This window comes from Saliniferula longa, from assembly GCF_050789285.1.
Classification (GTDB): Bacteria; Pseudomonadota; Alphaproteobacteria; order Rhodobacterales; family Rhodobacteraceae; genus CAVPWP01.
Genome location: NZ_JBOUVX010000002.1, coordinates 1,219,292 through 1,245,331, shown reverse-complemented (window position 1 = coordinate 1,245,331; position 26,040 = coordinate 1,219,292). Strand labels below are relative to the sequence as shown.

Sequence of the window (26,040 nt, the reverse complement as noted above, 5' to 3'; positions counted from 1 at the left end):
TTTAAGCCTCAGAGGTCGATATCCAGCGTCACCGGAAAATGGTCGGACGCGGTCAGAAGCGCCTCGCGCAGTTCCGGCGTGCGGTAACAGGCCGGATCGTCGAAGGGATGCCAGATCCGCCAGGCGGGCTGCCTGTCCAGAAGATCGGGAGATACCATGATATAGTCGAGAAGCGCGGACAGCCATCGCCCCTCGTCGGCAAGAAAGAAGCGCGCGGTCGCAGGCGCGCTGAAGTGCCGGGTCATCGCCTCTCGGGCGTGGGGATCGTGAAGCTGTTCCTTTCCGTCTTCGCCCATCACCACCTCGACGCCCGACCGCCCGAAGAGCTTTTCGTATTCGTCAAGTCCGGGACCGTCGTTGAAGTCGCCCATGACGATCAGCGGCTCGGCGGCGGCAAGATGCTCTTCCACACGAAGACGCAGCCAGATGCACTGGGCCAATTGCTTGCGGCGATTCTCGATCGCCGCGCGCATGATGGCTTCCTTGCCCTGGGCGCCGTGCGGCGCCTTCGACTTGGCGTGCACCCCGATCATCCGCAGCGTCGTGCCGGTCTGGGTCGTCACCGCCAGTTCCAGCGGCGGCTTCGACCACTTCACCCGTTCGGGCTTGGCGTCGATGTCAAGGTCGATCCGAAAGCTTTCGTCGAAGCGCGGAACGCCGCCTTCTCCGGGCGTGCCGCCGCGCGGGTCGTGATGCGCCGACAGCCTGTCGGGGTCGAAAAGAAGCGCGATCTCCTGCTGGGTGTCGCTCAGGAACCCCATCACGGCCCGGCGCTGTCGCAGACCGAACGCCGCCGCGAAGCTTTCGAGCGCCTTGGTGCCGGACCGCCGCCGGCTGCCGTCGGGGGCCTCGATCACCATGACCGCATCGGCGTCGAGGGCGGTGAAGACGATGCCAAGCGCCTCGGCCTGGTCGCGCCGGCGCACATCCTGCCGGCCCGACCAGCCGTGATCGGCCTGAAGCAATCCGTCGTCGTCGAAGAGATTGGCGAACCACTCGACGTTATAGGTGGCCAGCCGCATTCGCTCAGGCCCGGCCCGCCGCGATCTCGTCCCAGGCGGCGTTGATCGCCTGAAGCCGCGCCTGGGCCAGTTTCACCGCCTCTTCGGGCAGGCCGCGCGCCACGAGTTGATCGGGGTGGCCGTCGCGCACAAGCGCCCGCCAGGCGGCGCGCACCTCATCGAGCGGGGTTCCCGGTTCCACGCCCAGCACGGCCCAGGGGTCGGGCGGGGTGTTCGGAACGAAGCGCGTCCGGATCGCGCGGAACTCGCGCTCGGTCAGGCCGAAGATCTCGGCCACCCGCTGCAGGAAGGTGTCTTCGTTCGGGTGATAGTCGCCATCGGCCACCGCGATGTGAAACAGCCCTTCGACGATGTGGCACAGCGCCTTGTCGCCTTCGCCGTACATCCCCGCGATGCGCCCGGCGTATTCCTCGAAGCCGGCCACGTCCTGCCGGGCCAGATTGAAGACGCGCGCCGCATTCGCCTCTTCGCCGGCCGGGATCTCGAAGACCTCGCGGAAGGCCGACACCTCGTTCCGCGTCACAAGCCCGTCGGCCTTGGCCATCTTCGCCCCCAGAGCGATCACCGCGATGGCGAAGGCGACGGTGCGCTCGGGCGGGGTGCGGAGCTTGTCGAACACGGCCGCCAGCGTCTCGCCCGAGACCAGCGCGGACAGGGCGTCGGCTATGCGTGTCCAGATCGACATGATCCGAAGCCTAGCCGCGCCGCGGCGGGGATTACAGCCGTTTCTGCATCAGGTGGAGGTCATGCCAGCGGCCCCATTTCCAGCCCACCTCGCGCAGCACGGCGACCTCCTGGAACCCCAACGCGCAGTGGAAGGCACGGCCTTCGGGGTTGGCGCCGCTCACGCCGGCGAAAAGCGAATGCACGCCCTTGGCGCGTGCGTCCTCCATGACCGCCGCCATCAGGCCCCGGCCAAATCCCTGTCCCCGCGCCTCCGGCGCCAGAAGGATCGTGTGCTCCATCGTGCGGGCATATCCCGCGCCGCCGCGAAACTGGGCGTAGCTCGCGAACCCCGCCACGCGGCCGCCGATCTCGGCCACGAAGGTCCCGCCTGCCGCCCCGATCCGCGCCGCGATCAGCGCCTCGACCTCGGTCCGGGACTTCTCGATCGGGTTGAAGGTCACAAGCGTGTCACGAATGATCGCGTTCCAGATCTCCGCGATCGCCGCCGCGTCCCCGGCATCCGCGGCGCGCGGTGTCATGCGAGCACCCGAAGCCCTGATGGCGTGTGGATCTCGGCCTCGATCCGCACCTCGGGCCCGTAGGCAAGCTCGACCAGCGCGAGGCCCGCAAGCGCGGGAAAGGCCGCCAGAAGTGCCCCGGCTTCGGGATGGGCGATGCGCAGCCGGCGCAGACGGCACCCCGCGTCCGGCAACTTGTCGGCGGGGTGAAGCGCCCCCTCCCACTGGATCAGCGCCGGTGCCGCGCCATCGAACGGAAGCCGCCCGCTGCCCGGCACCGCCATCTGCCAGTGGTAGGCGCCCCGCGTGAACGAGACCGGCACGCCCATCCCTTCGGGCGCCGTCTCGAGGACACCGGCCAGGTCATCGGTCCGGGCGATCCAGTTGGTGATCCGCGGCGGGCCGGCGAACCGGTCAAGGTCGAACCAGCGCGGCCGTGCCGGATGCGCCGCCTCGGGATTGACTGCGATGGCCTCAAGGTAAAGCCCCGGACCCAGCGACAGAAGCCGGTTGTGCGTGCCCATCTCGACATGCACGCCGCCGGGCTGAAGTTCGACGCCCAGCGCCGCCTCGACATGGGCGACCGCCGCCCGAAGCGTTTCGCCCGCCACCGCGAAATGATCAAGCGTCAGAACCGTCATGCCGCCCCCGTCAGATGCGCGCCGAAGAATGCACCGAGCCGCGCCCAGAGACGGGGCTCCACGTCAAAGCCAAGGCCATGCCCCTGCCCCGGCCAGACGGCAAGCTCGACCGGACGGCCCGCGGCCCGGCGTCGTTCGGCAAGCCTCAGGGTCATGCGATGGTCCCAGATTTCGTCGGCGTCGCCGACGGACAGGAACATCGGGCCGGCGAAACGCTCGACGGCGATCTCCCTGCCCGGGACAAGCTCGGCCTCGCGCCCGGGCCAGACCCAGGCGCGGGGGGCCGCCGGATCGACCAGATCGGGCGTCAGGCCCGGGCGCCAGGACACGGGATCGAAGGCTGCGATGCAGCGGTCCGCGGGGGCATGGGCCGCGATCGCCGCGAAGGGCGCGGCCTCGGCGCCCAGGGCCGCGACATGCATCGCCGCCTCGCCGCCCCGCGACCAGCCCAGAAGCCCAACGCGCCCGCCGCAGCGCGGATGCCCCGCCAGCGCCGCGCCCGCGGCGACGACGCCCCTCAGATCGACCTCGCGGATCGGCCCCGCGCCGAAGATCGTGCCCTCGCCGTAGGAGACCGGCAAAGCCAGCATCCCCTGCGCGGCAAGGATCGCCGCGAAGCGGTGCGACCAGCCCGCCATCGGCCCTTCCGCTCCGTGCAGGATGACAAGCGCGGGCAGGCCGCCGCCGCCTTCCGGCCCGTAGACCGGCCCGTCACCCAGCATCTCAAGCGTCAGCCCGCCCATGTCCGCGCCCTGCCCCTGCAGCGTCTTCTCTTGTCAAATACTCCCGCCGGAGGCGCGCTTCACGCTGCGCGCGCCGCGCGGATAAGCCGAAGAATATCCGCCGCCGCCGCCGGGATGTTGGTGCCCGGTCCGAAGATCGCCTTGACGCCCGCCGCGCGCAGGAACTCGTAATCCTGCTGCGGAATGACGCCGCCGCAGATCACGATGATCTCCCCCGCCCCCTTCGCCTTCAGCGCCTCGATCAGCTTCGGCGCCAGCGTCTTGTGGCCGGCGGCCTGGCTCGAAACGCCGACGACGTGCACGTCGTTGTCGACCGCGTCCTGCGCCGCCTCGTCGGGCGTCTGGAACAGCGGCCCCACGTCCACGTCGAAGCCGATGTCGGCAAAGGCCGTGGCGATGACCTTGGCGCCCCGGTCGTGGCCGTCCTGGCCCATCTTCACCACCAGCATTCGCGGCCGGCGGCCTTCCTCTTCGGCGAAGGCCTCGACATCCTTCTGGATCGCCGCGAAGCCCTCGTCGCCCTCGTAGGCGGCGCCATAGACCCCGGCGAGGGTCTTCACCTCGGCGCGATGCCGCCCGAACACCTTTTCCATCGCCATCGAAATCTCTCCTACCGTTGCGCGCGCGCGCGCCGCCTCGACCGCCGCCTCCAGAAGGTTGCCGCCCTCGGCCGCCCGCCGCGTCAGTTCCGTCAGGGCCGATGCGCAGGCGTCGTCGTGGCGCCCTGCGCGCACAGCCTCAAGCCGCGCGACCTGCGCCGCGCGCACCTGCGCGTTGTCGATCTCGAGGATGTCGATCGGATCTTCCCGATCCTTGCGGTACTTGTTGACGCCGACGATCACCTCTTCACCACGGTCGATCATCGCCTGCCGCCGGGCCGCCGTCTCTTCGATCCGAAGCTTGGGCATGCCGCTTGCCACGGCCTTGGTCATGCCGCCCATGGCCTCGACCTCCTCGATCAGGGCCCAGGCCCGGTCGGCCAACTCGGCCGTCAGGCTTTCCACGTAATACGAGCCCGCCAGCGGATCGACGACATGGGTAATTCCCGTTTCCTCCTGCAATATCAGCTGTGTATTGCGTGCAATTCGCGCAGAGAATTCAGTTGGCAGGGCGATCGCCTCGTCCAGCGCGTTGGTGTGCAGCGACTGCGTGCCGCCCAGCGCCGCCGCCATCGCCTCGTAGGCGGTGCGGACCACGTTGTTGTAGGGGTCCTGTTCCTGCAGGCTCACGCCGCTTGTCTGGCAATGCGTGCGCAGCATCGAGGACTGCGGCTTCTTCGGCTGGAACTCGGACATGATCCGGTGCCACAGCAGCCGTGCCGCGCGCAGCTTGGCCACTTCCATGAAGAAGTTCATCCCGATCGCGAAGAAGAAGCTCAGTCGCCCCGCGAAGGCGTCCACGTCCATGCCCCGCGCGATGGCCGCGCGTACATATTCGCGCCCGTCGGCCAGCGTGAAGGCAAGCTCCTGCACAAGGTTCGCGCCGGCCTCCTGCATGTGGTAGCCCGAGATCGAGATCGAGTTGAACTTCGGCATCTCTTTCGACGTGAATTCAATGATATCCGCCACGATCCTCATGCTTGGTTCTGGCGGGTAGATGTAGGTGTTGCGAACCATGAACTCCTTGAGGATGTCGTTCTGGATCGTTCCCGAAAGCTCTGCCCGGGCCACGCCCTGCTCTTCGCCGGCGACGATGAAACTGGCCAGAACGGGAATCACGGCGCCGTTCATGGTCATCGACACGCTGACCTGGTCAAGCGGGATTCCGTCGAAAAGGATCTTCATGTCCTCGACGCTGTCGATGGCGACGCCGGCCTTGCCCACATCGCCGAGGACACGCTCGTGGTCGCTGTCATAGCCGCGATGGGTCGCCAGGTCGAAGGCCACGCTGACGCCCTGCTGCCCGGCGGCAAGCGCCCTGCGGTAGAAGGCGTTCGACTCCTCGGCGGTCGAGAAGCCCGCGTATTGCCGGATCGTCCAGGGCCGCCCGGCGTACATCGTGGCCTTCACGCCGCGTGTGAAGGGCGCGAACCCTGGCAGGCCGTCCAGATGCGACAGCCCGTCGAGGTCGGCCGCGGTGTAAAGCGGCCTGATGCGAATCCCCTCAAGGGTTTGCCAGTCAAGATCGCCCAGGGGGCGGCCGCGCAACTCCTTCTCGGCCAGTGCCTTCCAGTCGCTCATGTCGGTGCCCTTTCGGTCTGAAGCTGGTGATGCCGGGCCACGGGGTCGCCATGCGACCGAAAGACCTTCGATTTCCCGGCGCCGCCCCCTATATGCGGGATGTAAGGAGGCAGGATGAAACGTCTGGCAGCACTATTCGTCGCGCTTGCGATTCCCGCGGCGGCCCTGGCCACCGACAGCGCCCTGACAGCGGCCGAACGCTGGGAGGCCGACAAGACAACCATCTTCGAGGCGACCGAGGTCGGCATCGACGAATTCCTGTGGCTTGCGCGCCCGGTCGTCGTCTTCGCCGAGACCGCGCGCAACCCCGACTTCCAGCGCCAGATCACGCTTCTGCAGGCCCGGCCCGAGGAACTTGCGATCCGCGACGTTGTGATCATCGTCGACGCCGATCCCGAGGCGCGGTCGGAGTGGCGGCTCAGGCTGCGCCCGCGCGGTTTCATGCTGGCCGTACTCGACAAGGACGGCCGGATCGAATTGCGCAAGCCCGTGCCCTGGGACGTGCGCGAGATCAGCCGCTCGATCGACAGCATGCCGCTGCGCCGGCGCGAGATCCGCGAAGGGCGGTAGGGGATCGCCGCGGCGGTCACTCGAACTCCATGATCACGTCGTCGACGCCCATGCTGTCGCCGGCCCCGGCGTGGATCTTCGCCACCACGCCCTTGCGCTCGGCGCGCAGGATGTTCTCCATCTTCATGGCCTCGACGGTGCAAAGCGTCTGACCTTCCTGCACCTCCTGCCCGACTTCGACATCGATGCGCACGACAAGCCCCGGCATCGGGCAGAGAAGCAGCTTCGAGGTGTCGGGCGGAACCTTCTCGGGCATGCGCGCCGCAAGTTCGGCGTGACGGGGCGTGCGCACGACCGCACGGAAGTCCGCCCCGCGATACCGAAGCCGCGCGCCGACGCCGATCAGTTCGGTCTTGACGATGATCTCCTCGTCACCGATCCGCCCCCGGAACAGGGTCCGCCCCGGAACCCAGTCCGAGGTCAGGCGCAGGTGCGTGCCGTCCTCGAACACGACCTGGGTGCCCTCGCCGGTCTCGTCGATGGTCACGGGGATCCTCGCCCCCCCCAGGAAGACCACCCAGTCGCCGCCCACGGTGCGCTTGTGGTGCTCCATCGCGCCCGAGATCTGCGCGGCGCGTTCCTCCTTGCGCATCTTCATGAAGGCCGCGACCGCGGCCAGCAGGTGCAGTGTCCGGCCCGCAGGCTCGACCCCTTCGAAGCCGTCGGGATATTCCTCGGCGATGAAGGCGGTCGTGATCTGGCCCGAGACGAAGCGCGGATGATCCATGACCGCGGACAGGAACGGCAGGTTGTGCCCGATGCCTTCCACCTCGAAGGCGTCAAGCGCGCTGCGCATCTCGGCGATCGCGCCGGCCCGGTCGGGCGCCCAGGTGCACAGCTTGGCGATCATCGGGTCGTAGAACATGCTGATCTCGCCGCCCTCGAAGACGCCCGTGTCGTTGCGCACGGCGCGCGTGGGCTCGGCCACCTCGGCGGGCGGGCGATACCGCGAAAGCCGCCCGATCGACGGCAGGAAGCCGCGATAGGGGTCTTCTGCGTAAAGCCGGCTTTCGATCGCCCAGCCATGCAGGCGGATGTCGTCCTGGGCGAACGGCAGACGCTCGCCCGCGGCCACCCGGATCATCTGCTCGACAAGGTCGATGCCGGTGATCAGCTCGGTCACCGGATGCTCGACCTGAAGGCGGGTGTTCATCTCGAGGAAATAGAAGTTCCGGTCGCCATCGACGATGAACTCGACCGTGCCTGCGCTGGCATAGCCGACGGCCTGCGCCAGGGCCACGGCCTGCTCGCCCATCGCCTTGCGGGTGGCGGCGTCAAGGAAGGGTGACGGGGCCTCTTCGATGACCTTCTGGTTGCGCCGCTGGATCGAGCATTCCCGTTCGCCCAGATAGACGCAGTTGCCGTGGCGGTCGGCCAGCACCTGGATTTCGATGTGGCGGGGCTGGGTCACGAACTTCTCGATGAAGATGCGATCGTCGCCGAAGCTGGACGCGGCTTCGTTCTTCGAGGACTGGAAGCCCTCGCGCGCCTCTGCGTCGGTCCAGGCGATGCGCATGCCCTTGCCGCCGCCGCCAGCCGAGGCCTTGATCATCACCGGGTAGCCGACCTCGCGGCTGATCTTCACCGCCTCGTCGGCGTCGGCGATCAGCCCCATGTATCCGGGCACGGTCGAAACGCCGGCCTCGGCCGCAATCTTCTTCGAGGTGATCTTGTCGCCCATCGCCTCGATCGCGGTCTTCGGCGGGCCGATGAAGGCCACGCCCGCGGCATCAAGGGCCTCGGCGAACTTCGGGTTCTCGGACAGGAAGCCATAGCCGGGATGCACCGCCTGCGCGCCGCTTTCGCGGATCGCGGCCATCACCTTGTCGATGACGATATAGGATTGATTCGCCGGCGGCGGGCCGATGTGAATCGCCTCGTCGGCCATGCGCGCGTGCAGCGCATTCGCGTCGGCGTCCGAATAGATCGCGACCGTGGCGATGCCCATCTTCCGCGCGGTCTTGATCACGCGACAGGCGATTTCGCCCCGGTTCGCGATGAGGATCTTGTCAAACATCCCTGTCCCCCTGACGGCCCGCGCGCGGCATCGCGGCGCAGGCAATGGAAAAGCCGCCGCGGGCCGGACCCGCGGCGGCTTTCGTTCCGGCGCGGACCGTCAGGCCCGCCGCCCCGATTTCGGCGTCAGCAGCTTCCGCTCTGGCTGCAGACAAGCAGATTGACGCCCGCGCCCAGAAGGGCACCCGCGCCGATGTTGCCGTCGATGAGAAGGGCCGTGCCCACGCCGGCCGCCGCCCCGATGATCGCCTGTTCGCCCACCGTTTCGCCGCAGGCGGACAGGGCGAGAAGTCCGGCGAACGCCGCGACTGTTGCCTTGCGTTGCATGTGATCGTGTCTCCTTGCCTGTGCCTCGCGGCGCCGTCCCTCTGTGGGAACGTGGGTGCCGCGCCGCAAAGCATAGACGATCGAACGCCGATGGGGAATCCCGAGCGTCCCGGAATTGCCGCGATAGGCCGGAACGACGGGTGCGGCCTGGCCCGGGAGGGACCAGACCGCAGGTAGGGGGAAGGGTAACGGTATTGACGATTGGAGGCAGTCGAGGTGCTGAAGACGACCGCCTCGGCCCGAGGTTCCCCCAAACGGCGCGCCCGCGCAAACGGAGAGATCGACGCCGTGCAGGCACCGGCAGGGAATTGCCGTGGATCGCACGGGCCCGGCAGGATCATGCCGATCCCTCGTCCTCGAAGGCCTCGGGAAAGCTTGCCCGGGCGCGGGCTTCGTCGATGCGAAGGCGTGCCTCGTAGTCGGTCGGGTCGAACGGATCATCGACCGCGACGACCTCGCGCCCGAACAGCCAGGACAACCGGCCCGCATCGAGGTTGCCGCGCTCGAAGGGCTCGGTCCCGAAATGATCCCAGAGCGCGGCCACGAAAGCCAGATCGGCGCGCCGGTCGGCCGGCCTGCGGTCCGCATGCCGGTCGCGGCGGATGATCGGCGTGGCGCCCTTCGGGTTGGCGCGGCGGATGGTGAACTGGAAGTCAGTCCCGGGAAGGCGTCCGGGAAACCCGCGATGCTTCAGCATGGCCGGTCTCCAGACGCAAACGCCCGGAATTCGACCTGCGAATTCCGGGCGCGCAAGCTCGTGGTGACGCGCCCGGCGCCTTCAGGCGCCGTGACGCGGACCAGATCAGAACTTGTTGCTGGTCGGCTCTTCCACGATCGGCGCGGGCTCGACAACGACAACCTCTTCCTGCTGGGCGCAAGCCGCGACCACCGTGAAAAGGAACATCGCGATAATTGCTTTGGCGCTCGTCGACATTTCAGGCTCCTCTGTTCGTTACGGGCGGTCGTCTGGCAAGGCCAGCCCGCACACCCCTCGTCCGGTTTACTGACGCATTTGGCAGCGTCCGCGGCGAAGCTAGCGCATGGCGCCTTGGAATCATAGACGAATTCCGCAAATGAAACGTCAGGCGCGGCAACAAAGACACGCTTCCTGGACCCCGTGCCGGATCGGATGATCACGCAGCCTTTCATAGCGGGATGTTGTCGTGCTTCTTCCACGGCATCTGCCGCTGTTTGGCCTTGAGCGCGGCAAAGGCGCGCGCCACCCGGCGGCGGGTCGAGCGAGGCTGAATGACCTCGTCGATGAAGCCGCGCTCGGCCGCGCGGAAGGGGTTGGAGAAGTTGTTTTCGTAATAGGCCGTGCGCTCGGCGATCTTCTCGGGGTCGTCCAGTTCGGACCGGAAGAGGATCTCGACCGCGCCCTTCGACCCCATCACGGCGATCTCCGAGGTGGGCCAGGCATAGTTGATGTCGGCGCGCAGATGCTTCGAGGCCATCACCACATAGGCCCCGCCATAGGCCTTGCGGGTGATCACCGTCACCTTGGGCACCGTGGCCTCGCCATAGGCGAACAGCAGCTTGGCGCCGTGCTTGATGACCCCGCCGTATTCCTGCGTCGTTCCGGGCAGGAACCCCGGCACGTCGACGAAGGTGAGGATCGGGATCTCGAAGGCGTCGCAGAAGCGCACGAAGCGCGCGGCCTTGCGCGCGCTGTCGATGTCAAGGACGCCGGCCAGCACCATCGGCTGGTTGGCGACGACCCCGACGGTCGATCCCTCGAGCCGGATGAACCCGGTGATGATGTTGCGCGCGTAGCCCTCCTGGATCTCGAAGAAGTCCCCTTCGTCGGCGACCTTCAGGATCAGTTCCTTCATGTCGTAGGGCTGGTTGGGGTTCGTCGGGATGAGCGTATCGAGGCTTTCCTCGATCCGCTCGGGATTGTCGTGGAAGGGGCGCTTGGGCGGCTTCTGGCGGTTGTTCAGCGGTAGGAAGTCCACCAGGCGCCGCACTTCCATCAGCGCCTCGACGTCATTCTCGAAGGCCGCGTCGGCGACCGAGGACTTGCGCGTGTGGGTCGATGCGCCGCCCAGTTCCTCGGCGGTGACGACCTCGTTGGTCACGGTCTTCACCACGTCGGGCCCGGTCACGAACATGTACGAGCTGTCCTTCACCATGAAGATGAAGTCGGTCATCGCGGGCGAATAGACCGCACCGCCCGCGCAGGGCCCCATGATCACGCTGATCTGGGGCACCACGCCCGAGGCTTCGATGTTGCGCTGGAAGACCTCGCCATAAGCGGCAAGGCTGCCCACGCCTTCCTGGATGCGGGCGCCGCCCGAGTCGTTGAGGCCGATCACCGGGGCGCCGTTCTGCATCGCCATGTCCATGATCTTGCAGATCTTGGCGGCGTGGGTTTCGCTGACCGAGCCGCCAAGCACCGTGAAGTCCTGGCTGAACACATAGACCATGCGGCCGTTGATCGTGCCCCACCCCGTGACCACGCCGTCGCCCGGATGCCTCTGGTCGGCCATCCCGAAGTCGGTCGTGCGGTGCGTGACGAACATGTCGAATTCCTCGAACGACCCTTCGTCAAGCAGAAGCTCGATCCGTTCGCGCGCGGTGAGCTTGCCCTTGGCATGCTGCGCAGCAATGCGCCTTTCGCCGCCGCCAAGACGGGCGGCCGCCCGCCGCCGCTCGAGTTCCTGCAGGATCTTCATGGCGTCCTCCTCGCGGGTCCGTACCCCTCCCCGGGTCCTGCTGGCTGGCTAGCCCGCGCCGCGCAGATCGGGAAGGACTTTCTCGCGAATTTGCAAAGTTCTGCAAAGTAATGATCGCTAATTTGCAGATACTTCCGGCTTGTGTTTTCACTTGACCACGACGCGCTCCCTCCGCCGTAATTCCGCAAACAACCGATTGGCCGGAGTCCGCCGCGATGCCTCAACGCTTCATGATTGCTGCCGTTGCCGCATGTCTCGCCCTGCCCGCGCTTGCCCAGACGGCGCTTGCCCAGACCGCGCTTGCCCAGACCGAATGTCCGGCCATTTCCCTTGGTCCGGCCGACGGCCTGCCGGTCTATGAGGGCGCTTGCCTGATCGGCGGCGACGAACAGGCCTTCGCGGCCTTCGCCCTTCCCACCGGCCCGGCCGTGAAGGACGGTGACGTCTGGCGCGGCGAACGCGAGGAACGCCTCGAAGGCCGGTATCTGCGCCGCCTCTACGCCGCGCCCGAAGGCCGCAGTCCGCTCGAGGTGGTCCGCAACTACCGCGACGCGCTGACGGCTGCGGGCTTCACCGTTCTGTTCGAGTGTTCGGGTGCGGACTGCGGCCGCAACGAGGCGATGGGCAGCCGCATCCTCTGGACACAGGACCGGCGGCTCGAGACGCTGGGCGATCTCAGCCGCTATGCCTTCACCGGTCTGTCCGACGACCACTACCTGGCAGCCCGGTCGGCGGACGGCTCGACGTCCCTGGGGCTTTATGTGGCGCGCAACAATTTCAAGCGTTTCCCCGAAACCTTCGAGCGCGCGATCCTTCACCTCGACATCGTGCAGACGCGGGCGATGGAGGCGCGGATGATCGACGCCGCCGCCATGCGCACGGCGCTTGACGACACCGGCCGGATCGCGCTCGACAACATCTATTTCGACTTCGGCACCTCGGTCCTCACGCCCGAAAGCGCGCCGGCGCTGGACGAAATGGCGAAGCTTCTCTTCGACGCGCCCGAGATCGGCGTCTATATCGTCGGACATACCGACAATGTCGGCAGCTTCGAGGCCAACCTCGTCCTGTCGCGCGAACGCGCCGAAGCCGTGGTCGAGGCGCTTGCCGCACGGGGCATCGCGCGCGACCGCATCGTGCCCGCGGGCGTGGCGGCACTGTCTCCGGTGGCCTCGAACGCCACCGAGACGGGGCGACAGATGAACCGGCGCGTCGAGATGGTCATGCGATGACGCTGCCCACGCCCCGCGCGGCGACGCGCGGCGACAAGCCCGTGCGGCGACGCACATGGACAAGCCCGCGTGGCGGCGATAACCCGGCGTCATGAACACGCCAAGGGCGGTCCGCTTTCTCGACCGCCGCACCCCGCCGCACATCACCACGCTCGTCCTGCTGGCCGGGATCGGCGCCATGAACATGAGCGCCTTCCTGCCCTCGCTTCCGGCGATGAGCGTTCATTTCGACACGCCCTACAGCGTGATGCAGTTGTCGGTATCGCTTTACCTCGCGACAACGGCGGTGCTGCAGCTTCTGATCGGCCCCTTCGCCGACCGCTATGGCCGCCGCCCGGTCGTGCTGGCCTCGCTGGCCATCTTCACCTTGGCGACGGTGGGCTGCATCCTTGCCCCCACGGTCGAGATCTTCCTGGCCTTCCGCATGATGCAGGGCGCGGTGGCGGCGGGCTTCGTGCTTTCGCGCGCCGTCGTCCGCGACATGTATCCGCAGAACGAGGCCGCCTCGATGATCGGCTACGTCACGATGGGCATGTCGCTTGTGCCGATGTTCGCCCCGATGATCGGCGGCGCGCTCGACGAACGGTTCGGCTGGCAGGCGACCTTCGCCTTCCTCGCGGTCTCGGGCCTGCTGATCCTGGCGCTGTCGTGGGTCGACCTCGGCGAAACCGCCCCCGAAGGCCGCGCCACGAGTTTCCGCGCCCAGATCCGCGACTACCCCGAGCTTCTGACGGCGCGCCGTTTCTGGGGCTATGTGCTGGCCGCCGCCTTCGCGTCGGGCGCCTTCTTCGCCTTCCTCGGCGGCGCCCCCTACGTGGCGAGCGATGTCTATGGCCTCGACGCCTTCTGGGCGGGCGTGGGCTTCGGCGCGCCGGCCGTCGGCTATGCGCTGGGCAACTTCCTGTCGGGCCGCTATTCGGTGCGCTTCGGCGTGAATGCCATGATCCTTTATGGCACGCTGGTGACCAGCATCGGTCTGTCGACCGCGGTTGCCATCACCGCCTCGGGCTTCGGATCGGCCCTGGTGTTCTTCGGTTTCTGCACCTTCGTCGGCCTTGGCAACGGCATGGTGATGCCCAATGCGACCGCCGGCATGCTGTCGGTCCGGCCGCATCTTGCGGCCACGGCCTCGGGGCTGGGCAGCGCCTTCCTGATCGGGGGCGGCGCCGCGTTGTCGGTGTTGGCGGGCGTGGTCCTGCACTGGGGCACCACAAGTCTGCCGCTTCAGCTTCTGATGCTGATCACCAGCCTGATGTCGCTTGGCGCGATCCGTTACGTGATCCGGCGCGAAAGGCACTTGGCAGAGGGTTAGGGCACGGGCATTCTTTGCAAATCGCCGAATGGCTTTTTGCAAAGGACGCCAATGCCCCCCCGCAAGCTTTATGCCGGCGCCAGGCTGCGCGAGCTGCGCACCCGCCTCGGGCTGACGCAGAAGGCCTTTGCCGAGACGCTGGGCGTCTCGCTTCCCTATCTCAACCAGATGGAGAACAACAACCGCCCGGTGTCGTCGGCCGTGCTGGTGGGACTCGCCCAGGAGTTCGGCTTCGACGTGACCGAGCTTTCCTCGGGCGACAGCGAGCGGCTGGTCAGCGACATGCGCGAGGTGCTGGCCGATCCGGTCTTCGGCGACGCCCCGCCGCCGCTGGCCGACCTGCGCCTTGCCGCCACGAACGCGCCCGCGCTTGCCCGCGCCTTCGTGGCGCTTCACCGCGCCTACCGGCAGGGCCACGAACGGCTTGCCTCCCTTGACGAGGCGCTGGGGCGCGAGGGGACCGACCGGGCGCAAAGCCCGTGGGAAGAGGTGCGCGACTTCTTCCATTACTGCGACAACTATGTGGATGCCGTCGACCGCGCGGCCGAACGGCTGTCGCAGAAGGGGCCCGTGGCCGAAGTCGCCACCGCGGCGCTGGCCGAACGCGGGATCGCGCTACGCCTTGCCGAAACCGAAACGCTGCGCGCCTATGATCCGGTCACCAAGACGCTGACGCTGTCGGCGCACGCCGACCCGGCGACACGGCGCTTCCAGCTTCTGCACCAGTGGGCGCTGCTGGCGCAGAACGACCTGATCGAGGCGACGCTCGACCTGGCGCGTTTCCAGTCCGAAGCGGCCCGCGGCATCGCCAAGGTCGGGATGGCCAACTACTTTGCCGGGGCTGCGCTTCTGCCCTATGCTGCCTTCCTCGAGGCCGCCGGCGAGATGCGCCACGACCTTGAACGGCTGTCCTTTCGCTTTGGCGCTTCGGTCGAGCAGGTGGCGCACCGCCTGTCGACCCTCCAACGCCCCGGCGCCAAGGGCGTGCCCTTCTTCTTCGTCCGCGTCGATCAGGCCGGCACGATCACCAAGCGGCACTCCGCCACACGCCTTCAGTTCGCCCGCTTCGGCGGCGCCTGCCCGCTCTGGAACGTCCACCGCGCCTTCGAAACCCCAAGCCAGTTCCTGCGCCAGCTGGCCGAGACGCCGGACGGCGTGCGGTATTTCTGCCTCGCCCGCGACGTGTCGAAGCCGGCGGGGTCGTTCCGGGCGCCGGTGCGGCGCTTCGCGATCGGGCTGGGCTGCGAGATCAGCCATGCCCCCGCTCTGGTCTATGCCGACGGCATGGACCTGACCGCGCCCGAAGCCTTCGAGCCGATCGGCATCTCCTGCCGGATCTGCGAACGGACCCGCTGCCACCAGCGATCGGTGCCGCCGCTCGAGCGTCGGCTGACGATCGACCCCGACCGGCGCGGCATCCTGCCCTACGAGGTCACCGGATGACCCGCAGGTCTTCTCTTGTGGAAATACTCCGGGGGAGGCGCCCCGCCGCCGGCGGGGCGGCGGGGGCAGAGCCCCCTCAGGCCGGCGCCGTGAGCATCCGGTAAAGCTCGTCCTTCAACGCGGCGCGCGTCTTGCGCAGCTCGGTCTCGGCATCGGGCGACATCGGTTCGACATTCGTCTCGGCCCGGTGGACGGCGCCGTTCACCTCTTCGTATTCGCCAAGAAGCCGGGCGAAGTGCGTGTTGCCGATCTTGAGCTCGTGGATACGCTGGGCATGCTCGGGAAAATCGGTGGCAAGATCGTGCGGCACATGCGACATGGGATGTTCTCCTGTTCTTTGCCCGCACAGTCTGGACTGCCAGTCCCCCGCCCACCTTGACACGGGTCAAGTCGCGGGTGCTGTCGGAAGCGCCGTCGTCAGTGCGCGGCGATCCAGTCGAGGATCAGCGCGCTGACACCCGGCGTCAGCGACGGGCTCAGGATGTCGCCCGCGAGGACGTGGGCGAAGGGGTCGTCCCCCGGCCCGGGAACCTGCGGCGCAAGCGTGACGTCGCCCCCCCAACGCGCGGCAACCTCGCGCGTGGCCGCGGCCGACACGACGCGGTCGGCGTCCGAAAAGACGAAGAGCGCGGGGATCGCGACCACCGAATAGTCAAGGGCACGGGCGTGGGCGACAAGCGCCCCCATCGGAACCGTCGCCACCGTGGGATAGCGCGTGGTCCAGTAGCGTCCATGCGCCGCATTCAGCGACTCGAACCGACGTTCGGCCCCGACGACGAGCGGCCCCCAGTGCCGGACCGCCGGCCATGTCAGGACGCGCGCGACGGGCGCGGCGATCCGGAAGTTCGGCGAGACCATCACGAGGCGGTCGAAGGCCCCGCGCGTCTCGGGCAGCGTCGCGGCGATGGCGGCCAACGTTCCGCCGGTCGAGGTGGCGATGACCGTGACGCGGTCCCCCAACAGATCGGCGACGGCCAGCGCCTCGGCCATGTCCTCGATCCAGTCCCCGGCACGCGGCTCGGCCATGGCGTCGCCGCCGCGCCCATGCCCGGCCAGCCGCCAGAACAACAGGTTCGCCCCCAGCGCCTGGGCGACCCGGTCGGGGACAGGGCGCAGTTCTTCGGAGGTGGCCGAGAAGCCGTGGATATAGACCACGACTTCGTCGGTGGCGGCGCCCGGGGCGGTGGCCCAGACGATCCGCTTCTCGACACCCGGGGTGATGTCGTCGAACCGCGCCTCTTCCGCGGCAAGCCAGGCGTCGAGTCCCCCTGCCCCCACGGCCGCGATGTCCGACGGATCGGCTTCGATCGCGGTGTCGACCGGCTCGGCCGGCCAAAGGACAAGGGCGATCACCGGCACGGCGGCGAAGGCGCCGAAACGCCAAAGCCAACGCCTCATGCCCCGTCCGCCGCTCGGGCCAGCACGTCCTCGACGGCGGCGCGGATCAGTTGAAGACAGTCCGGTGTCGAGAACCGGTGATCGGCGTCCTTGACCAGGGTCAGGCGGATGTCAGGACCCTCAAGATGATCGAACAGGCGCAACCCCACCGCGGGCAGCACGTCCGTATCGGCCGAGCCCTGCAGAAGCCGGACCGGCATATCGAACCGAAGCGGGCTGCGCAGGACCAGATGGCTTCGCCCATCCTCGATCATGCGGCGGGTGATGATGTAGGGCTCGTCCGAATACTCGGACGGGCGTTCGACCCGGCCGTCGGTCATCAGAGCGCGCCGTTCGCCGTCGGTGAATTCGGCCCACATGCCGTCTTCGGTGAAATCCGGCGCGGCGGCGATCCCGACAAGGCCGGCAAGCGGCACCTTGCCCGAACGCGCCACAAGAAGCGAGATCCAGCCCCCCATCGACGAGCCGACAAGAACCTGCGGCCCCCGGGTCAGCGCCGAGATCGCGGCCAGCGCGTCTTCGGCCCAGTCGCCGATACAGCCTTCGGTGAACTCGCCCGAGGATTGCCCGTGGCCGGAGTAATCGAACCGCAGGAAGGCCCGGTCCGCCTTGCGCGCCCAGTCCTCGAGAAACAGGGCCTTGCTGCCCTCCATGTCCGATCGAAGGCCGCCAAGAAACACGACCCCCGGCCCCTGCCCGGGTGTCGCGTGATAGGCAAGCCGCCGTCCCATTGGGGTCTCGAACGTCTTTGGGGCTGGCATCGCGTCTCCCTGTTTTGCCTTGGTTGCCATGGGTGGGCGCAGGACGGAAGCGCAATTCCCGCAACTCTTGGCGAAAGAAAACCGGCAAGGGGCGGCCAAATCCCCAAATGATGGAGTCTACAGGCGGCAGCCGTGTCACGATCAGGCGGCACAGAGGGGGAATCACCGATGCAGCGACTGGCGCTTTTCCTGTCGACGGCCTTGGCCACCGCGCCGATGGCCGGTACGGCCTGGGGGCAGACCGAGGCCACCGGCGCGGCCGAGGCCGAAAACGCGGAGCTTCTGACACAGGCCGAGCTTGAGACGCTGGTCGCCCCGGTTGCGCTTTATCCCGACACGCTGCTGATCCAAATCCTTGTCGCCGCGACGCAACCTCTCGAGATCGTCAAGGCCGACCGCTTCCTTCTGCAGAATGACGGCGCCGATCCCGAGGCGCTTCGCCCCGAGATCGAGGCGCAGGGCTGGGATCCCAGCGTCGAGGTTCTGGCGACTGGCTTTCCGGACGTCGTCGCCGACATGGCCGAGCACATCGAATGGACCGAGACCATGGGCGCGGCGATGGAGGCCCAGACCGACGGCGTCATGGACGCAGTCCAGACCATGCGCCTTCAGGCGATCAACACCGGCGCGCTGCTCAGCAGCGACGAACAGGTGGTCGAGGTCGACAGCGATGAGACCGTGGTGATCCAGCCGGCCGACCCCGAAGTGGTCTATGTGCCGCAATACGACCCGCAGGTGGTTTATGACAGTTCGCTCGACGATGCACTGATGGTGGGCGCGGTGACCTTCGGAACCTTCCTTCTGGTCGATGCAATCTTCGACGATGACGACGATTGGAACGACTACTGGGGATGCCGCAACTGCGGCGGTTGGGGCGGTGGCCCGATCATCCGCGATCCGGATATCGACATCGATGTGGACGGCGATGTGACGATCGGCGACGGCAACATCGACCTTGGCGGCTGGAAACCCGATCCGGACCGCACGGAGAACGCGCGTGACAAGATCGCCGACCGACGCGATCCCGAAGGGGGCGGAACCCGGCTGCCGATCAACAAGGGCGACAGCAACTCGGACGCGCTGCGCGAGCGGCTTTCGGACCGCACCGGTGCGGCCGATATCTCGCGCCCCGGCGGCGCATCCACCGGCCCGGCCGTCATCCGTCCGGGCGGCGGAAGTTCCGAGCGGCTGCCGCAGGTCGATCGCCCGTCGCAGCGTCCCTCGGGCGAAAAGCGCGACGCGATCGCCCGCACCCGGGACACCGCGCCGGCATCCAGCGCCCGCCCGGCCGAAATCAAGCGCCCCGCGTCGGTTCAGAAGCCCGCATCGGTCCAGCGGCCCGCGGCCGTGAAGAAGCCAACCGCGCTGGCCAAGCGCTCACCCGGCCCGAAGGCGCATGCCGCGTCGCAACGGGGCGGTGGTCACAAGCGGACGCGGAGGTAAGACCATGACCCGGACAGCCCTGTTTTCCACGTCGGCCGCTGCCATCGCCATCTTCACCGTCGCTGCCGGCGCCGAGCCCGCACGCTATGCCTCGCCCTTCGACGCGGTCGAGGCCGTGGGCTCGGCCCTGCGCAGCGGATCGCGCGACGAGATCCTGACGATCTTCGGCCCCGAATCCGAAGACCTTGTGTATTCCGGCAACCGCGCCGAGGACCTTGCCAATCGCCTGAGGCTTCTTGACCTCTACCGCCAGGGGTTCCGCCTGGTTCCGGAAGACGAGGGAAGCTATACCCTGTCGCTGGGCGCCGAAGACTGGCCCTTCCCGATCCCGATCGCGCGGGCCGGCGACGGCTGGTCCTTCGACATGGAGGCCGGAGCGGCCGAACTGGCGGCCCGTGAAATCGGAGCGAACGAGCTTGACGTGATCGATCTCCTCGATGCCTACGTCGACGTGCAGGCCGAATTCCGCCTGGCCGACCGGGACGGCGACGGCGTGATGGAATTCGCGCGCTACATCATCTCGAGCGCCGAAGATCGTGACGGCCTGTTCTGGGCCGACGCCGAAAGCCCGCTGGGCGTGCGGATCGCCCAGGCATCTCTTGACGGCTATGCCGACGCCGACGGCGATCAGCCGCCGATCCCGCTTTCGGGATACTACTTCCGCCTGCTCGACGGTCAGGGGCCTTCCGCCCCCGGGGGCGCGATGAGCTATGTCGTGAACGGCAACATGGTTGCGGGACACGCGATGCTGGCGGTCCCGGCCATCCCCGGCGAAACCGGCGTGATGAGCTTTCTTGTCAGCGAGAACGGCCAAATCCTGCAGGCCGACCTTGGCGCGGACACGCTTGCCATCGCCGAAGGCATCACGGTCTACGATCCCGACGCCACGTGGACGCCGGTCGACGATTAGGGCCATTGCGGCGCAGGATCACGGCCCGCCACAGGCAGCCGAGGCGTCCTTGCCCGATACCCTGGGCGCCCCCGATCCGGCCGCGAGGCCGTAGATGTCGGGGTGACGCAGAACCGTCCCGTCCTCGGCCGGGAAGACTGGAAGATACCTGATCAGCACCGGAATCGGCGGGGCGGGAACGTCCTTCGACGGGGGTGTCTCGGCCATGGTGCGCACCCAGCTTTCCTCACGACCAAGGACCCAGGCGGCAAGCGTGTCCCAGCGCTGGACCCGGATGCAGCCATGCGACAGCGCGCGCATGTCACGCTCGAAGAGCTGCCGCTGGTTCGTGTCGTGCAGATAGACCAGAAGACCGGGCTCGAGCCGGACTGCCAGCAGGCCAAGCGGGTTGTCGCGGCCCGGCGGGCGGACCTCGTCGCGGTATTCGCCGCTGGCGACCATCGCCGGTGTCGGCCGCCACGAGGGGCGGAAGGTCACCCGGCTGACATAGGTGTCGATCAGCGGGGTCGGGTTCCACCGCGTTCCCACGATGATGCGACTGCGGAAGACGGGGGTTCCGTCCTCGAAGGCGATCAGCTCGAAGGCCGGGACGTTGACAAGGATGGCCCTGCCCTCGGGCAGGTCGAGGGGAATGCCCAGCGCATCGAGCCGCGTCTGGAACTCCGAGGGCGGACGCGACGCCGTTCCGTCCTGACGCGACACGGGTTCGAAGGACGCGCAGGCGGCCAGCGCGGCCATGGCGGCGGCAAGGGCGACGCGGCGCAGGAGAGAATAGGACATTCCGGCCTCCGGGGTATGGGCCCAGACTAGGCCGTGCGCGCGCCTGTCGGCAACCGCGACCCGGGCGCGGTGTCCTTGACAGCCGACAGAGCATGCGACAAACCCGCGCCAAGACATACCCGCAGCCGGGCGTTCCGTGGGCGCCAAACCGACGAGGAGACTGGCCGATGGCCGATATTTCCCTGACCTTCCCCGATGGCAATGCGCGCAGCTTCAAGGCGGGCGTCACGCCGGCCGAGGTGGCCGCCGGCATCTCGACCTCGCTGGGCAAGAAGGCGATCAGCGCGACCGTGAACGGCGCGCATTGGGATCTGCAGTGGCCGATCCCCGGCGATGCCTCGATCGCGATCCACACGATGCAGGACGAGGCGCCGGCGCTCGAGCTGATCCGGCACGACCTGGCCCACATCATGGCCCGCGCCGTGCAGGAGATCTGGCCCGAGGTGAAGGTCACGATCGGACCCGTGATCGACAACGGCTGGTATTACGATTTCGACCGGGCCGAGCCCTTCACGCCCGAGGATCTTGGCGCGATCGAGGCGAAGATGAAGGAGATCATCAACCGCCGCGACCCCGTCACCACCGAGATCTGGGACCGCGAGCGCGCGGTCCGTTTCTACGAGGCCAACGGCGAACCCTACAAGGTCGAACTGATCGAGGCGATCCCGGGCGATCAGCCGCTGCGCATGTACTGGCACGGGCACTGGCAGGATCTGTGCCGGGGGCCGCATCTTCAGAACACGGGCCAGGTGCCGGCCGACGCCTTCCGCCTGATGAAGGTGGCAGGGGCCTACTGGCGCGGCGATTCGAACCGTCCGATGCTTCAGCGCATCTACGGCGTGGCCTTCCGCAACCGCGACGACCTGAAGGCCTACCTCACCTTCCTCGAGGAAGCCGAGAAGCGCGACCATCGCCGGCTCGGGCGCGAGATGGACCTTTTCCACATGCAGGAAGAGGCGCCGGGGCAGATCTTCTGGCACCCGAACGGCTGGGCGATCTACACGACACTGCAGGACTACATGCGCCGCAAGCAGCGCGCGGGCGGCTATGTCGAGGTCAACACCCCCCAGGTCGTCAACCGCGTCCTGTGGGAGAAATCGGGCCACTGGGCCAATTACCAGGAAAACATGTTCATCGTCGAAGTCGACGAGGAACATGCCCGCGAAAAGACGATCAACGCGCTGAAGCCGATGAACTGCCCCTGCCACGTGCAGATCTTCAACGTGGGCCTGAAAAGCTATCGCGACCTGCCGCTGCGCATGGCCGAGTTCGGATCGTGCAACCGCTATGAACCCTCGGGCGCGCTGCACGGGATTATGCGCGTGCGCGGCTTCACGCAGGACGATGCCCACATCTTCTGCACCGAAGACCAGATCGAGGGCGAGACGAAGCGCTTCATCGGCTTTCTGTCGGAGATCTACCGCGACCTCGGCTTCTCGGACTTCAAGATCAAGTTCTCGGACCGGCCCGAGGCGCGGGCCGGATCGGACGAGGTCTGGGACAAGGCCGAGGCGGCGCTTGCGAACGCCACCCGCGCGGCGGGCTACGACTATGCGCTCAATCCCGGCGAAGGGGCGTTCTACGGACCGAAGCTTGAGTTTGTGCTGACGGACGCGATCGGGCGTGACTGGCAGTGCGGCACGCTTCAGGTCGACTTCGTCCTGCCCGAACGGCTTGACGCAAGTTACATTGGCGCGGACGGCGAACGGCATCGCCCGGTCATGCTGCACCGCGCGACGCTGGGCTCGTTCGAGCGGTTCATCGGCATCCTGATCGAGGAACACGCGGGCAAGCTGCCATTCTGGCTGGCGCCGCGGCAAGTCGTCGTGGCCTCGATCGTGTCGGACGCGGATGCCTTCGTCCACGAGGTTGTGGACCGGCTGGTCGCGGCGGGGGTCCGGGCCGAGGCCGACACGCGGAACGAAAAGATCAACTACAAGGTCCGCGAACATTCGGTGGGCAAGGTTCCGGTGATCCTGGCGATCGGCAACCGCGAGGTCGAGGACCGCACCGTCTCGGTCCGCCGCCTGGGCGAGAAGGACACGTCCACCCGCCCGCTCGACGCGGTCGTGGGCGAACTCGCCGCCGAGGCGACCCCTCCCGACCTGCGCTGACCTACGGGGGCCGGCGATCCGGTTCCCTTGCGTCAACCGAATTTATTGCGATGTTTCAACAGGACACGGGTGCGTCAAGCACGCGCCCGTGACTGGCATTTGATCAAATGACCTGACTACCACTGCGACCAGTCGCCGCAATGCCGGCGGCTATGGATCATGAACAGAGGAAACTGAACTGATGTCGAACCACGCCAAGACCCTTGCCGTTGCCGGCGCCGTCGCCGCCGCCCTTGCCGCCAGCCTGTCCGTTCCGGCCCATGCCCAGGAAAAGGAAAAGTGCTTCGGTGTCTCGCTTGCCGGCCAGAACGACTGCGCCGCCGGCCCCGGCACCACCTGCGCCGGCACCTCGACCGTCGACTACCAGGGCAACGCCTGGACGCTGGTCGATGCCGGCACCTGCACCGAGATCGAGCTGCCGGACGGCCGCATGGGGTCGCTCGAGGCCCTTGACCGCGACCTGCCCGCGTAAACCTGCCCCAGTCCCCGGTCGACGCGCGACCGGGGACGCCCCCTGCCTTCGGTGGTGCCCATGCTCGACACAAGCCACATCCCCGGCCCGTCCCTGCCGACCGCCCCCGGCGTCGGCTACAAGCCGCAGCATTTCGCGGCGATCCTCGAAGACCCCGGCGCCGTCGGTTGGCTCGAGATCCACGCCGAGAACTACATGGGCGACGGCGGCCGGCCGATCGCACAGCTTCGTGCGCTGTGCGACCGCTTCCCGATCTCGGTCCACGGCGTGGGCCTGTCGATCGGGGGAGAGCGGCCGCTCGACCCCGGACACCTGGACCGGCTTGCGCGCCTCGTGCGCTGGCTCAAACCGGCCAGCTTTTCCGAACATCTTGCCTGGTCGACCCACGATACAGGCTTCCTGAACGACCTTCTGCCCCTGCCCTACACCGCCCGCACGCTGGCGCGCGTGGCCGACCACATCGACCAGGTCCAGGAGGCGCTGGGACGGCGGATGCTGCTTGAAAACCCGTCGACCTACCTTGCCTTCGCCGAGACCGAGATGGCCGAGGTCGACTTCCTGACCGAGCTTGTCCGCCGCACCGGCTGCGGCCTGCTGCTTGACGTCAACAACGTCTTCGTGTCGGCCACCAACCAGCAGGTCGACCCTGTCGCCTATATCGACGCCTTCCCGCTTGACGCCGTGGGCGAGATTCACCTGGGCGGCCACGACGAAGACGCCGACGACGTGGGCGCGCCGCTGCTGATCGACAGCCACGGGCGCGCGGTCGCCGACCCGGTCTGGGCGCTTTATGCCCACACGATCGCGCTCGGCGGGCGGAAACCCACGCTGATCGAATGGGACAACGACGTGCCCGACTGGCCGACCCTGCGGGCCGAGGCGGCCCGCGCCGGGCGGGTTCTTGCAGGCCCCGCGCCGGCCGGGGCCCTGGCATGAGCGCCGGTCAATCCGCCTTCGCCACGGCGCTTCTCGACCCTGCGCGCGCGGTGCCGGAGGGGCTTCTGGCCCCGGACGGGGCGCCCGCGGGCCGGCGCTTTTCGGTCTATCGCAACAACGTGGCCGTCAGCCTGACCGAGGCGCTGACGACCGCCTTTCCGGTTCTGGCGAAGCTGCTGGGCGAGGCGAACTTTCGCGGCCTTGCCGGTCTGTTCCTGCGCGCCCATCCGCCGTCTTCGCCCGTGCTGATGTTTTACGGGGCTGAAATGCCGGGCTTCCTGGCCGCCCTGCCGCAGCTTGCGCACCTGCCCTATCTGCCGGACATCGCCCGGCTCGAGCTGTGCTTGCGCGAAAGCTACCACGCCGCCGATGCCGACACGCTGGGGCCCGAAGCCTTCACCGCGCTTTCGCCCGACCGCCTGCTGTCCGCGCGCCCGCGGCTGCATCCGGCGGTGCGCGTGGTCGCCTCGCCCTGGCCGATCCACGGCATCTGGGCGCGCAACATGGTGCCCGGCGCCCCGAAACCCGCCCCCGGGGCCGAGACCGTGCTGATCACACGCCCGGGCTTCGACCCGGTGCAGACGCTTTTGCCCGACGGGGGCGCTGCCCTTGTCCGCGACCTTGCCGAGGGTGCCGCCCTGGGCGCGGCGATCGAGGCCGGCGGCGACGGCTTCGACCCCGCCGACACCCTAGCCCGCCTCATCACGGCGGGCGCTTTCGCCGCCCTCGAGGAGACCGCCCCATGAACGCCCTTGTCGCCGCCCACCAGTCGGTCGCCGCGCGCCTTGACGCGGTGTCGACGGCGCTGATCCCCACTCTGGCGCGCCTGACCTTCGCCGGGGTCCTGCTGATCTATTTCTGGAACGCGGCGCGCACCAAGCTGGGCGATGGGGTGCTTGGCTTTCTTCGCCCCTCGGACGGGGCCTACATCCAGATCTTTCCCCGCGCGGTCGAGGCGGCGGGATATGACGTCTCGCAGCTTGGGGTCGGGCATTGGGCGATCGCGGTCGCGGGGACCTGGGCCGAGTTCCTGTTGCCGCTGCTGATCGTCCTTGGCCTTCTCACGCGCCTTGCCGCGCTTGGGATGATCGGGTTCGTGGCGGTGCAGACCTGGGTCGACATCACCGGCCACGGACTTGGCGGCGCGGACATCGGCGGCTGGTTCGACCGCGCCGCCGATGCCATCGTCGCCGATCAACGTGCGCTCTGGGTGTTCCTTCTGCTCACGCTGGTGCTGAAGGGCGCGGGGCCGCTCTCGGCCGACCGGCTTCTGGCCCGTCTCACGGCAGGGTCCCGGCGCGAGGACGGGCAAAGATCACGCAGCGCTGCCGCCTGAACGCGCAGCCGCGCGCCGAAATGCGCGGGCCCCGCAGCGACGGCTTGTTTTTTTTCGCGGCCGCGCCAAGTATTTTCACGCCAATACATTCAAGTCGCTCTGCTTCTTCGGGAATGCGGCCGTAACTTGGAAGACGTGGCTGCAGAAGTCCGCGTGCAGTTTTCGCGGATGACGATCGAAAGGAGAGGGCCTATGCCCACCGGAACCGTAAAATGGTTCAACACCACCAAAGGCTATGGCTTCATCGCACCCGATGACGGCGGCAAGGACATTTTCGTCCACATCTCGGCGGTCGAGCGGGCCGGGCTCACCGGACTTGCCGACAACCAGAAGATCAGCTTCGAAATGATCGAGGGCCGCGACGGACGCAAGTCCGCGGGCGATCTGAAGCTGCTCTGACGCCCCATGCGGGTGCGCCCCCCGCGGGCGCCCCGCCCCCTGGGGGACCAGCGCGCCCCGTGCGCCGCACCCTTGGCCCTGTCGCCCCAGCCGAGGGCACGTCTGCTTTCCCCTGCGACTTTTCCCTGCCCTGACCTCGCCCATCC

The 26,040-nt window shown here is 67.9% G+C and carries 27 protein-coding genes; 12 read left to right on the top strand and 15 right to left on the bottom strand.

What is annotated here, in order from left to right:
* Positions 1–8 precede the first annotated feature (8 nt).
* Genes ACRDNQ_RS12750 through scpA form a run of 6 tightly spaced genes read right to left on the bottom strand, consistent with a single transcriptional unit; the run spans position 9 to position 5,770 of the window.
* A complete protein-coding gene (locus tag ACRDNQ_RS12750) occupies positions 9–1,022 on the bottom strand; it encodes an endonuclease/exonuclease/phosphatase family protein (protein ID WP_431829030.1) in 1,014 nt (337 codons plus the stop codon).
* Between the two features lie 4 nt (positions 1,023–1,026).
* A complete protein-coding gene (locus ACRDNQ_RS12745; protein WP_431829029.1) occupies positions 1,027–1,707 on the bottom strand; it encodes a TerB family tellurite resistance protein in 681 nt (226 codons plus the stop codon).
* Between the two features lie 31 nt (positions 1,708–1,738).
* Positions 1,739–2,227 (bottom strand): GNAT family N-acetyltransferase, encoded by a 489-nt coding sequence (locus ACRDNQ_RS12740; RefSeq protein ID WP_431829028.1) that lies wholly within the window; start codon positions 2,225–2,227, stop codon positions 1,739–1,741.
* Positions 2,224–2,838, bottom strand: a complete 615-nt coding sequence (locus ACRDNQ_RS12735; protein ID WP_431829122.1) for a VOC family protein — start codon at positions 2,836–2,838, stop codon at positions 2,224–2,226. Before ACRDNQ_RS12735 ends, ACRDNQ_RS12740 begins: the two co-directional genes overlap by 4 nt.
* Before the next feature lie 5 nt (positions 2,839–2,843).
* The gene (locus ACRDNQ_RS12730) at positions 2,844–3,590 is read right to left on the bottom strand and encodes an alpha/beta hydrolase family protein (protein WP_431829027.1); all 747 of its coding nucleotides are present in this window, start codon (positions 3,588–3,590) and stop codon (positions 2,844–2,846) included.
* A gap of 59 nt (positions 3,591–3,649) precedes the next feature.
* A complete protein-coding gene (gene scpA / locus ACRDNQ_RS12725; RefSeq protein WP_431829026.1) occupies positions 3,650–5,770 on the bottom strand; it encodes a methylmalonyl-CoA mutase in 2,121 nt (706 codons plus the stop codon).
* A gap of 114 nt (positions 5,771–5,884) precedes the next feature.
* Between scpA and ACRDNQ_RS12720 the strand changes: the two genes are divergently transcribed.
* Entirely contained in the window at positions 5,885–6,340 is a 456-nt protein-coding gene (locus ACRDNQ_RS12720; protein WP_431829025.1) for a DUF4174 domain-containing protein, read from the top strand.
* Positions 6,341–6,356: 16 nt separating this feature from the next.
* On the opposite strand, the gene ACRDNQ_RS12715 is transcribed toward ACRDNQ_RS12720, so the two are convergent.
* From ACRDNQ_RS12715 to ACRDNQ_RS12695, 5 genes are all read right to left on the bottom strand, one after another.
* On the bottom strand, positions 6,357–8,357 hold the full coding sequence (locus tag ACRDNQ_RS12715; RefSeq protein ID WP_431829024.1) for an acetyl-CoA carboxylase biotin carboxylase subunit: 2,001 nt from the start codon (positions 8,355–8,357) through the stop codon (positions 6,357–6,359).
* A gap of 125 nt (positions 8,358–8,482) precedes the next feature.
* On the bottom strand, positions 8,483–8,683 hold the full coding sequence (locus tag ACRDNQ_RS12710) for a hypothetical protein (protein ID WP_431829023.1): 201 nt from the start codon (positions 8,681–8,683) through the stop codon (positions 8,483–8,485).
* A gap of 337 nt (positions 8,684–9,020) precedes the next feature.
* Entirely contained in the window at positions 9,021–9,380 is a 360-nt protein-coding gene (locus ACRDNQ_RS12705) for a hypothetical protein (RefSeq protein ID WP_431829022.1), read from the bottom strand.
* Positions 9,381–9,485: 105 nt separating this feature from the next.
* On the bottom strand, positions 9,486–9,617 hold the full coding sequence (locus ACRDNQ_RS12700) for a hypothetical protein (protein ID WP_431829021.1): 132 nt from the start codon (positions 9,615–9,617) through the stop codon (positions 9,486–9,488).
* 211 nt (positions 9,618–9,828) lie between these two features.
* Positions 9,829–11,358, bottom strand: coding sequence for an acyl-CoA carboxylase subunit beta (locus ACRDNQ_RS12695; protein WP_431829020.1), 1,530 nt, complete (start codon positions 11,356–11,358; stop codon positions 9,829–9,831).
* A 215-nt stretch (positions 11,359–11,573) separates the two neighbouring features.
* Here ACRDNQ_RS12695 and ACRDNQ_RS12690 point away from each other — a divergent pair, with 215 nt between their 5' ends.
* The 3 genes from ACRDNQ_RS12690 to ACRDNQ_RS12680 all read left to right on the top strand — a co-directional run bounded on the left by ACRDNQ_RS12690 (position 11,574) and on the right by ACRDNQ_RS12680 (position 15,345).
* Positions 11,574–12,590: an OmpA family protein gene (locus tag ACRDNQ_RS12690; protein WP_431829019.1), complete on the top strand. Its 1,017-nt coding sequence runs from the start codon at positions 11,574–11,576 to the stop codon at positions 12,588–12,590.
* Positions 12,591–12,681: 91 nt separating this feature from the next.
* Positions 12,682–13,902, top strand: a complete 1,221-nt coding sequence (locus tag ACRDNQ_RS12685) for a multidrug effflux MFS transporter (RefSeq protein ID WP_431829018.1) — start codon at positions 12,682–12,684, stop codon at positions 13,900–13,902.
* Positions 13,903–13,953: 51 nt separating this feature from the next.
* Entirely contained in the window at positions 13,954–15,345 is a 1,392-nt protein-coding gene (locus tag ACRDNQ_RS12680; protein WP_431829017.1) for a helix-turn-helix domain-containing protein, read from the top strand.
* A gap of 76 nt (positions 15,346–15,421) precedes the next feature.
* Here ACRDNQ_RS12680 and ACRDNQ_RS12675 read toward each other — a convergent pair whose 3' ends face one another.
* The 3 genes from ACRDNQ_RS12675 to ACRDNQ_RS12665 form a co-directional block, all read right to left on the bottom strand.
* A complete protein-coding gene (locus ACRDNQ_RS12675; protein WP_431829016.1) occupies positions 15,422–15,664 on the bottom strand; it encodes a YdcH family protein in 243 nt (80 codons plus the stop codon).
* Positions 15,665–15,762: 98 nt separating this feature from the next.
* Positions 15,763–16,743: an alpha/beta hydrolase gene (locus ACRDNQ_RS12670; protein WP_431829015.1), complete on the bottom strand. Its 981-nt coding sequence runs from the start codon at positions 16,741–16,743 to the stop codon at positions 15,763–15,765.
* Positions 16,740–17,504, bottom strand: a complete 765-nt coding sequence (locus ACRDNQ_RS12665; RefSeq protein WP_431829014.1) for an alpha/beta hydrolase — start codon at positions 17,502–17,504, stop codon at positions 16,740–16,742. The genes ACRDNQ_RS12670 and ACRDNQ_RS12665 overlap by 4 nt, the downstream gene beginning before the upstream one ends.
* A gap of 168 nt (positions 17,505–17,672) precedes the next feature.
* On the opposite strand from ACRDNQ_RS12665, the gene ACRDNQ_RS12660 reads away from it, so the two are divergent.
* Both ACRDNQ_RS12660 and ACRDNQ_RS12655 read left to right on the top strand, forming a co-directional pair.
* Entirely contained in the window at positions 17,673–18,947 is a 1,275-nt protein-coding gene (locus ACRDNQ_RS12660; RefSeq protein ID WP_431829013.1) for a DUF3300 domain-containing protein, read from the top strand.
* 4 nt (positions 18,948–18,951) lie between these two features.
* Positions 18,952–19,857 carry a DUF2950 family protein gene (locus ACRDNQ_RS12655; protein ID WP_431829012.1) on the top strand — a complete coding sequence of 302 codons (906 nt, stop codon included), beginning with the start codon at positions 18,952–18,954 and terminating at the stop codon, positions 19,855–19,857.
* An 18-nt stretch (positions 19,858–19,875) separates the two neighbouring features.
* Here the strand turns inward: ACRDNQ_RS12655 and ACRDNQ_RS12650 are convergent, their stop codons facing one another.
* Complete coding sequence (locus ACRDNQ_RS12650) at positions 19,876–20,637, bottom strand: L,D-transpeptidase family protein (protein ID WP_431829011.1); 762 nt, start codon at positions 20,635–20,637, stop codon at positions 19,876–19,878.
* A 167-nt stretch (positions 20,638–20,804) separates the two neighbouring features.
* Here ACRDNQ_RS12650 and thrS point away from each other — a divergent pair, with 167 nt between their 5' ends.
* The 6 genes from thrS to ACRDNQ_RS12620 all read left to right on the top strand — a co-directional run bounded on the left by thrS (position 20,805) and on the right by ACRDNQ_RS12620 (position 25,894).
* Positions 20,805–22,751, top strand: a complete 1,947-nt coding sequence (gene thrS, locus ACRDNQ_RS12645; protein WP_431829010.1) for a threonine--tRNA ligase — start codon at positions 20,805–20,807, stop codon at positions 22,749–22,751.
* A gap of 181 nt (positions 22,752–22,932) precedes the next feature.
* Positions 22,933–23,223 carry a BufA1 family periplasmic bufferin-type metallophore gene (locus ACRDNQ_RS12640; RefSeq protein WP_431829009.1) on the top strand — a complete coding sequence of 97 codons (291 nt, stop codon included), beginning with the start codon at positions 22,933–22,935 and terminating at the stop codon, positions 23,221–23,223.
* A 60-nt stretch (positions 23,224–23,283) separates the two neighbouring features.
* The gene (gene bufB / locus ACRDNQ_RS12635) at positions 23,284–24,159 is read left to right on the top strand and encodes an MNIO family bufferin maturase (protein WP_431829008.1); all 876 of its coding nucleotides are present in this window, start codon (positions 23,284–23,286) and stop codon (positions 24,157–24,159) included.
* On the top strand, positions 24,156–24,905 hold the full coding sequence (locus ACRDNQ_RS12630) for an HvfC/BufC N-terminal domain-containing protein (RefSeq protein WP_431829007.1): 750 nt from the start codon (positions 24,156–24,158) through the stop codon (positions 24,903–24,905). The genes bufB and ACRDNQ_RS12630 overlap by 4 nt, the downstream gene beginning before the upstream one ends.
* Positions 24,902–25,495, top strand: coding sequence for a DoxX family membrane protein (locus tag ACRDNQ_RS12625; protein ID WP_431829006.1), 594 nt, complete (start codon positions 24,902–24,904; stop codon positions 25,493–25,495). Before ACRDNQ_RS12630 ends, ACRDNQ_RS12625 begins: the two co-directional genes overlap by 4 nt.
* 192 nt (positions 25,496–25,687) lie before the next feature.
* Positions 25,688–25,894 (top strand): cold-shock protein, encoded by a 207-nt coding sequence (locus ACRDNQ_RS12620; RefSeq protein WP_431829005.1) that lies wholly within the window; start codon positions 25,688–25,690, stop codon positions 25,892–25,894.
* Positions 25,895–26,040 lie beyond the last annotated feature (146 nt).

What these genes read in the sequence shown, in the direction of transcription:
- ACRDNQ_RS12750 (WP_431829030.1), bottom strand. Translation starts at nt 1,022, where the DNA reads ATGCGGCTGGCCACCTATAACGTCGAGTGGTTCGCCAATCTCTTCGAC.
- ACRDNQ_RS12745 (WP_431829029.1), bottom strand. Translation starts at nt 1,707, where the DNA reads ATGTCGATCTGGACACGCATAGCCGACGCCCTGTCCGCGCTGGTCTCG.
- ACRDNQ_RS12740 (WP_431829028.1), bottom strand. Translation starts at nt 2,227, where the DNA reads ATGACACCGCGCGCCGCGGATGCCGGGGACGCGGCGGCGATCGCGGAG.
- ACRDNQ_RS12730 (WP_431829027.1), bottom strand. Translation starts at nt 3,590, where the DNA reads ATGGGCGGGCTGACGCTTGAGATGCTGGGTGACGGGCCGGTCTACGGG.
- scpA (WP_431829026.1), bottom strand. Translation starts at nt 5,770, where the DNA reads ATGAGCGACTGGAAGGCACTGGCCGAGAAGGAGTTGCGCGGCCGCCCC.
- ACRDNQ_RS12720 (WP_431829025.1), top strand. Translation starts at nt 5,885, where the DNA reads ATGAAACGTCTGGCAGCACTATTCGTCGCGCTTGCGATTCCCGCGGCG.
- ACRDNQ_RS12715 (WP_431829024.1), bottom strand. Translation starts at nt 8,357, where the DNA reads ATGTTTGACAAGATCCTCATCGCGAACCGGGGCGAAATCGCCTGTCGC.
- ACRDNQ_RS12710 (WP_431829023.1), bottom strand. Translation starts at nt 8,683, where the DNA reads ATGCAACGCAAGGCAACAGTCGCGGCGTTCGCCGGACTTCTCGCCCTG.
- ACRDNQ_RS12705 (WP_431829022.1), bottom strand. Translation starts at nt 9,380, where the DNA reads ATGCTGAAGCATCGCGGGTTTCCCGGACGCCTTCCCGGGACTGACTTC.
- ACRDNQ_RS12700 (WP_431829021.1), bottom strand. Translation starts at nt 9,617, where the DNA reads ATGTCGACGAGCGCCAAAGCAATTATCGCGATGTTCCTTTTCACGGTG.
- ACRDNQ_RS12695 (WP_431829020.1), bottom strand. Translation starts at nt 11,358, where the DNA reads ATGAAGATCCTGCAGGAACTCGAGCGGCGGCGGGCGGCCGCCCGTCTT.
- ACRDNQ_RS12690 (WP_431829019.1), top strand. Translation starts at nt 11,574, where the DNA reads ATGCCTCAACGCTTCATGATTGCTGCCGTTGCCGCATGTCTCGCCCTG.
- ACRDNQ_RS12685 (WP_431829018.1), top strand. Translation starts at nt 12,682, where the DNA reads ATGAACACGCCAAGGGCGGTCCGCTTTCTCGACCGCCGCACCCCGCCG.
- ACRDNQ_RS12680 (WP_431829017.1), top strand. Translation starts at nt 13,954, where the DNA reads ATGCCCCCCCGCAAGCTTTATGCCGGCGCCAGGCTGCGCGAGCTGCGC.
- ACRDNQ_RS12675 (WP_431829016.1), bottom strand. Translation starts at nt 15,664, where the DNA reads ATGTCGCATGTGCCGCACGATCTTGCCACCGATTTTCCCGAGCATGCC.
- ACRDNQ_RS12670 (WP_431829015.1), bottom strand. Translation starts at nt 16,743, where the DNA reads ATGAGGCGTTGGCTTTGGCGTTTCGGCGCCTTCGCCGCCGTGCCGGTG.
- ACRDNQ_RS12665 (WP_431829014.1), bottom strand. Translation starts at nt 17,504, where the DNA reads ATGCCAGCCCCAAAGACGTTCGAGACCCCAATGGGACGGCGGCTTGCC.
- ACRDNQ_RS12660 (WP_431829013.1), top strand. Translation starts at nt 17,673, where the DNA reads ATGCAGCGACTGGCGCTTTTCCTGTCGACGGCCTTGGCCACCGCGCCG.
- ACRDNQ_RS12655 (WP_431829012.1), top strand. Translation starts at nt 18,952, where the DNA reads ATGACCCGGACAGCCCTGTTTTCCACGTCGGCCGCTGCCATCGCCATC.
- ACRDNQ_RS12650 (WP_431829011.1), bottom strand. Translation starts at nt 20,637, where the DNA reads ATGTCCTATTCTCTCCTGCGCCGCGTCGCCCTTGCCGCCGCCATGGCC.
- thrS (WP_431829010.1), top strand. Translation starts at nt 20,805, where the DNA reads ATGGCCGATATTTCCCTGACCTTCCCCGATGGCAATGCGCGCAGCTTC.
- ACRDNQ_RS12640 (WP_431829009.1), top strand. Translation starts at nt 22,933, where the DNA reads ATGTCGAACCACGCCAAGACCCTTGCCGTTGCCGGCGCCGTCGCCGCC.
- bufB (WP_431829008.1), top strand. Translation starts at nt 23,284, where the DNA reads ATGCTCGACACAAGCCACATCCCCGGCCCGTCCCTGCCGACCGCCCCC.
- ACRDNQ_RS12630 (WP_431829007.1), top strand. Translation starts at nt 24,156, where the DNA reads ATGAGCGCCGGTCAATCCGCCTTCGCCACGGCGCTTCTCGACCCTGCG.
- ACRDNQ_RS12625 (WP_431829006.1), top strand. Translation starts at nt 24,902, where the DNA reads ATGAACGCCCTTGTCGCCGCCCACCAGTCGGTCGCCGCGCGCCTTGAC.
- ACRDNQ_RS12620 (WP_431829005.1), top strand. Translation starts at nt 25,688, where the DNA reads ATGCCCACCGGAACCGTAAAATGGTTCAACACCACCAAAGGCTATGGC.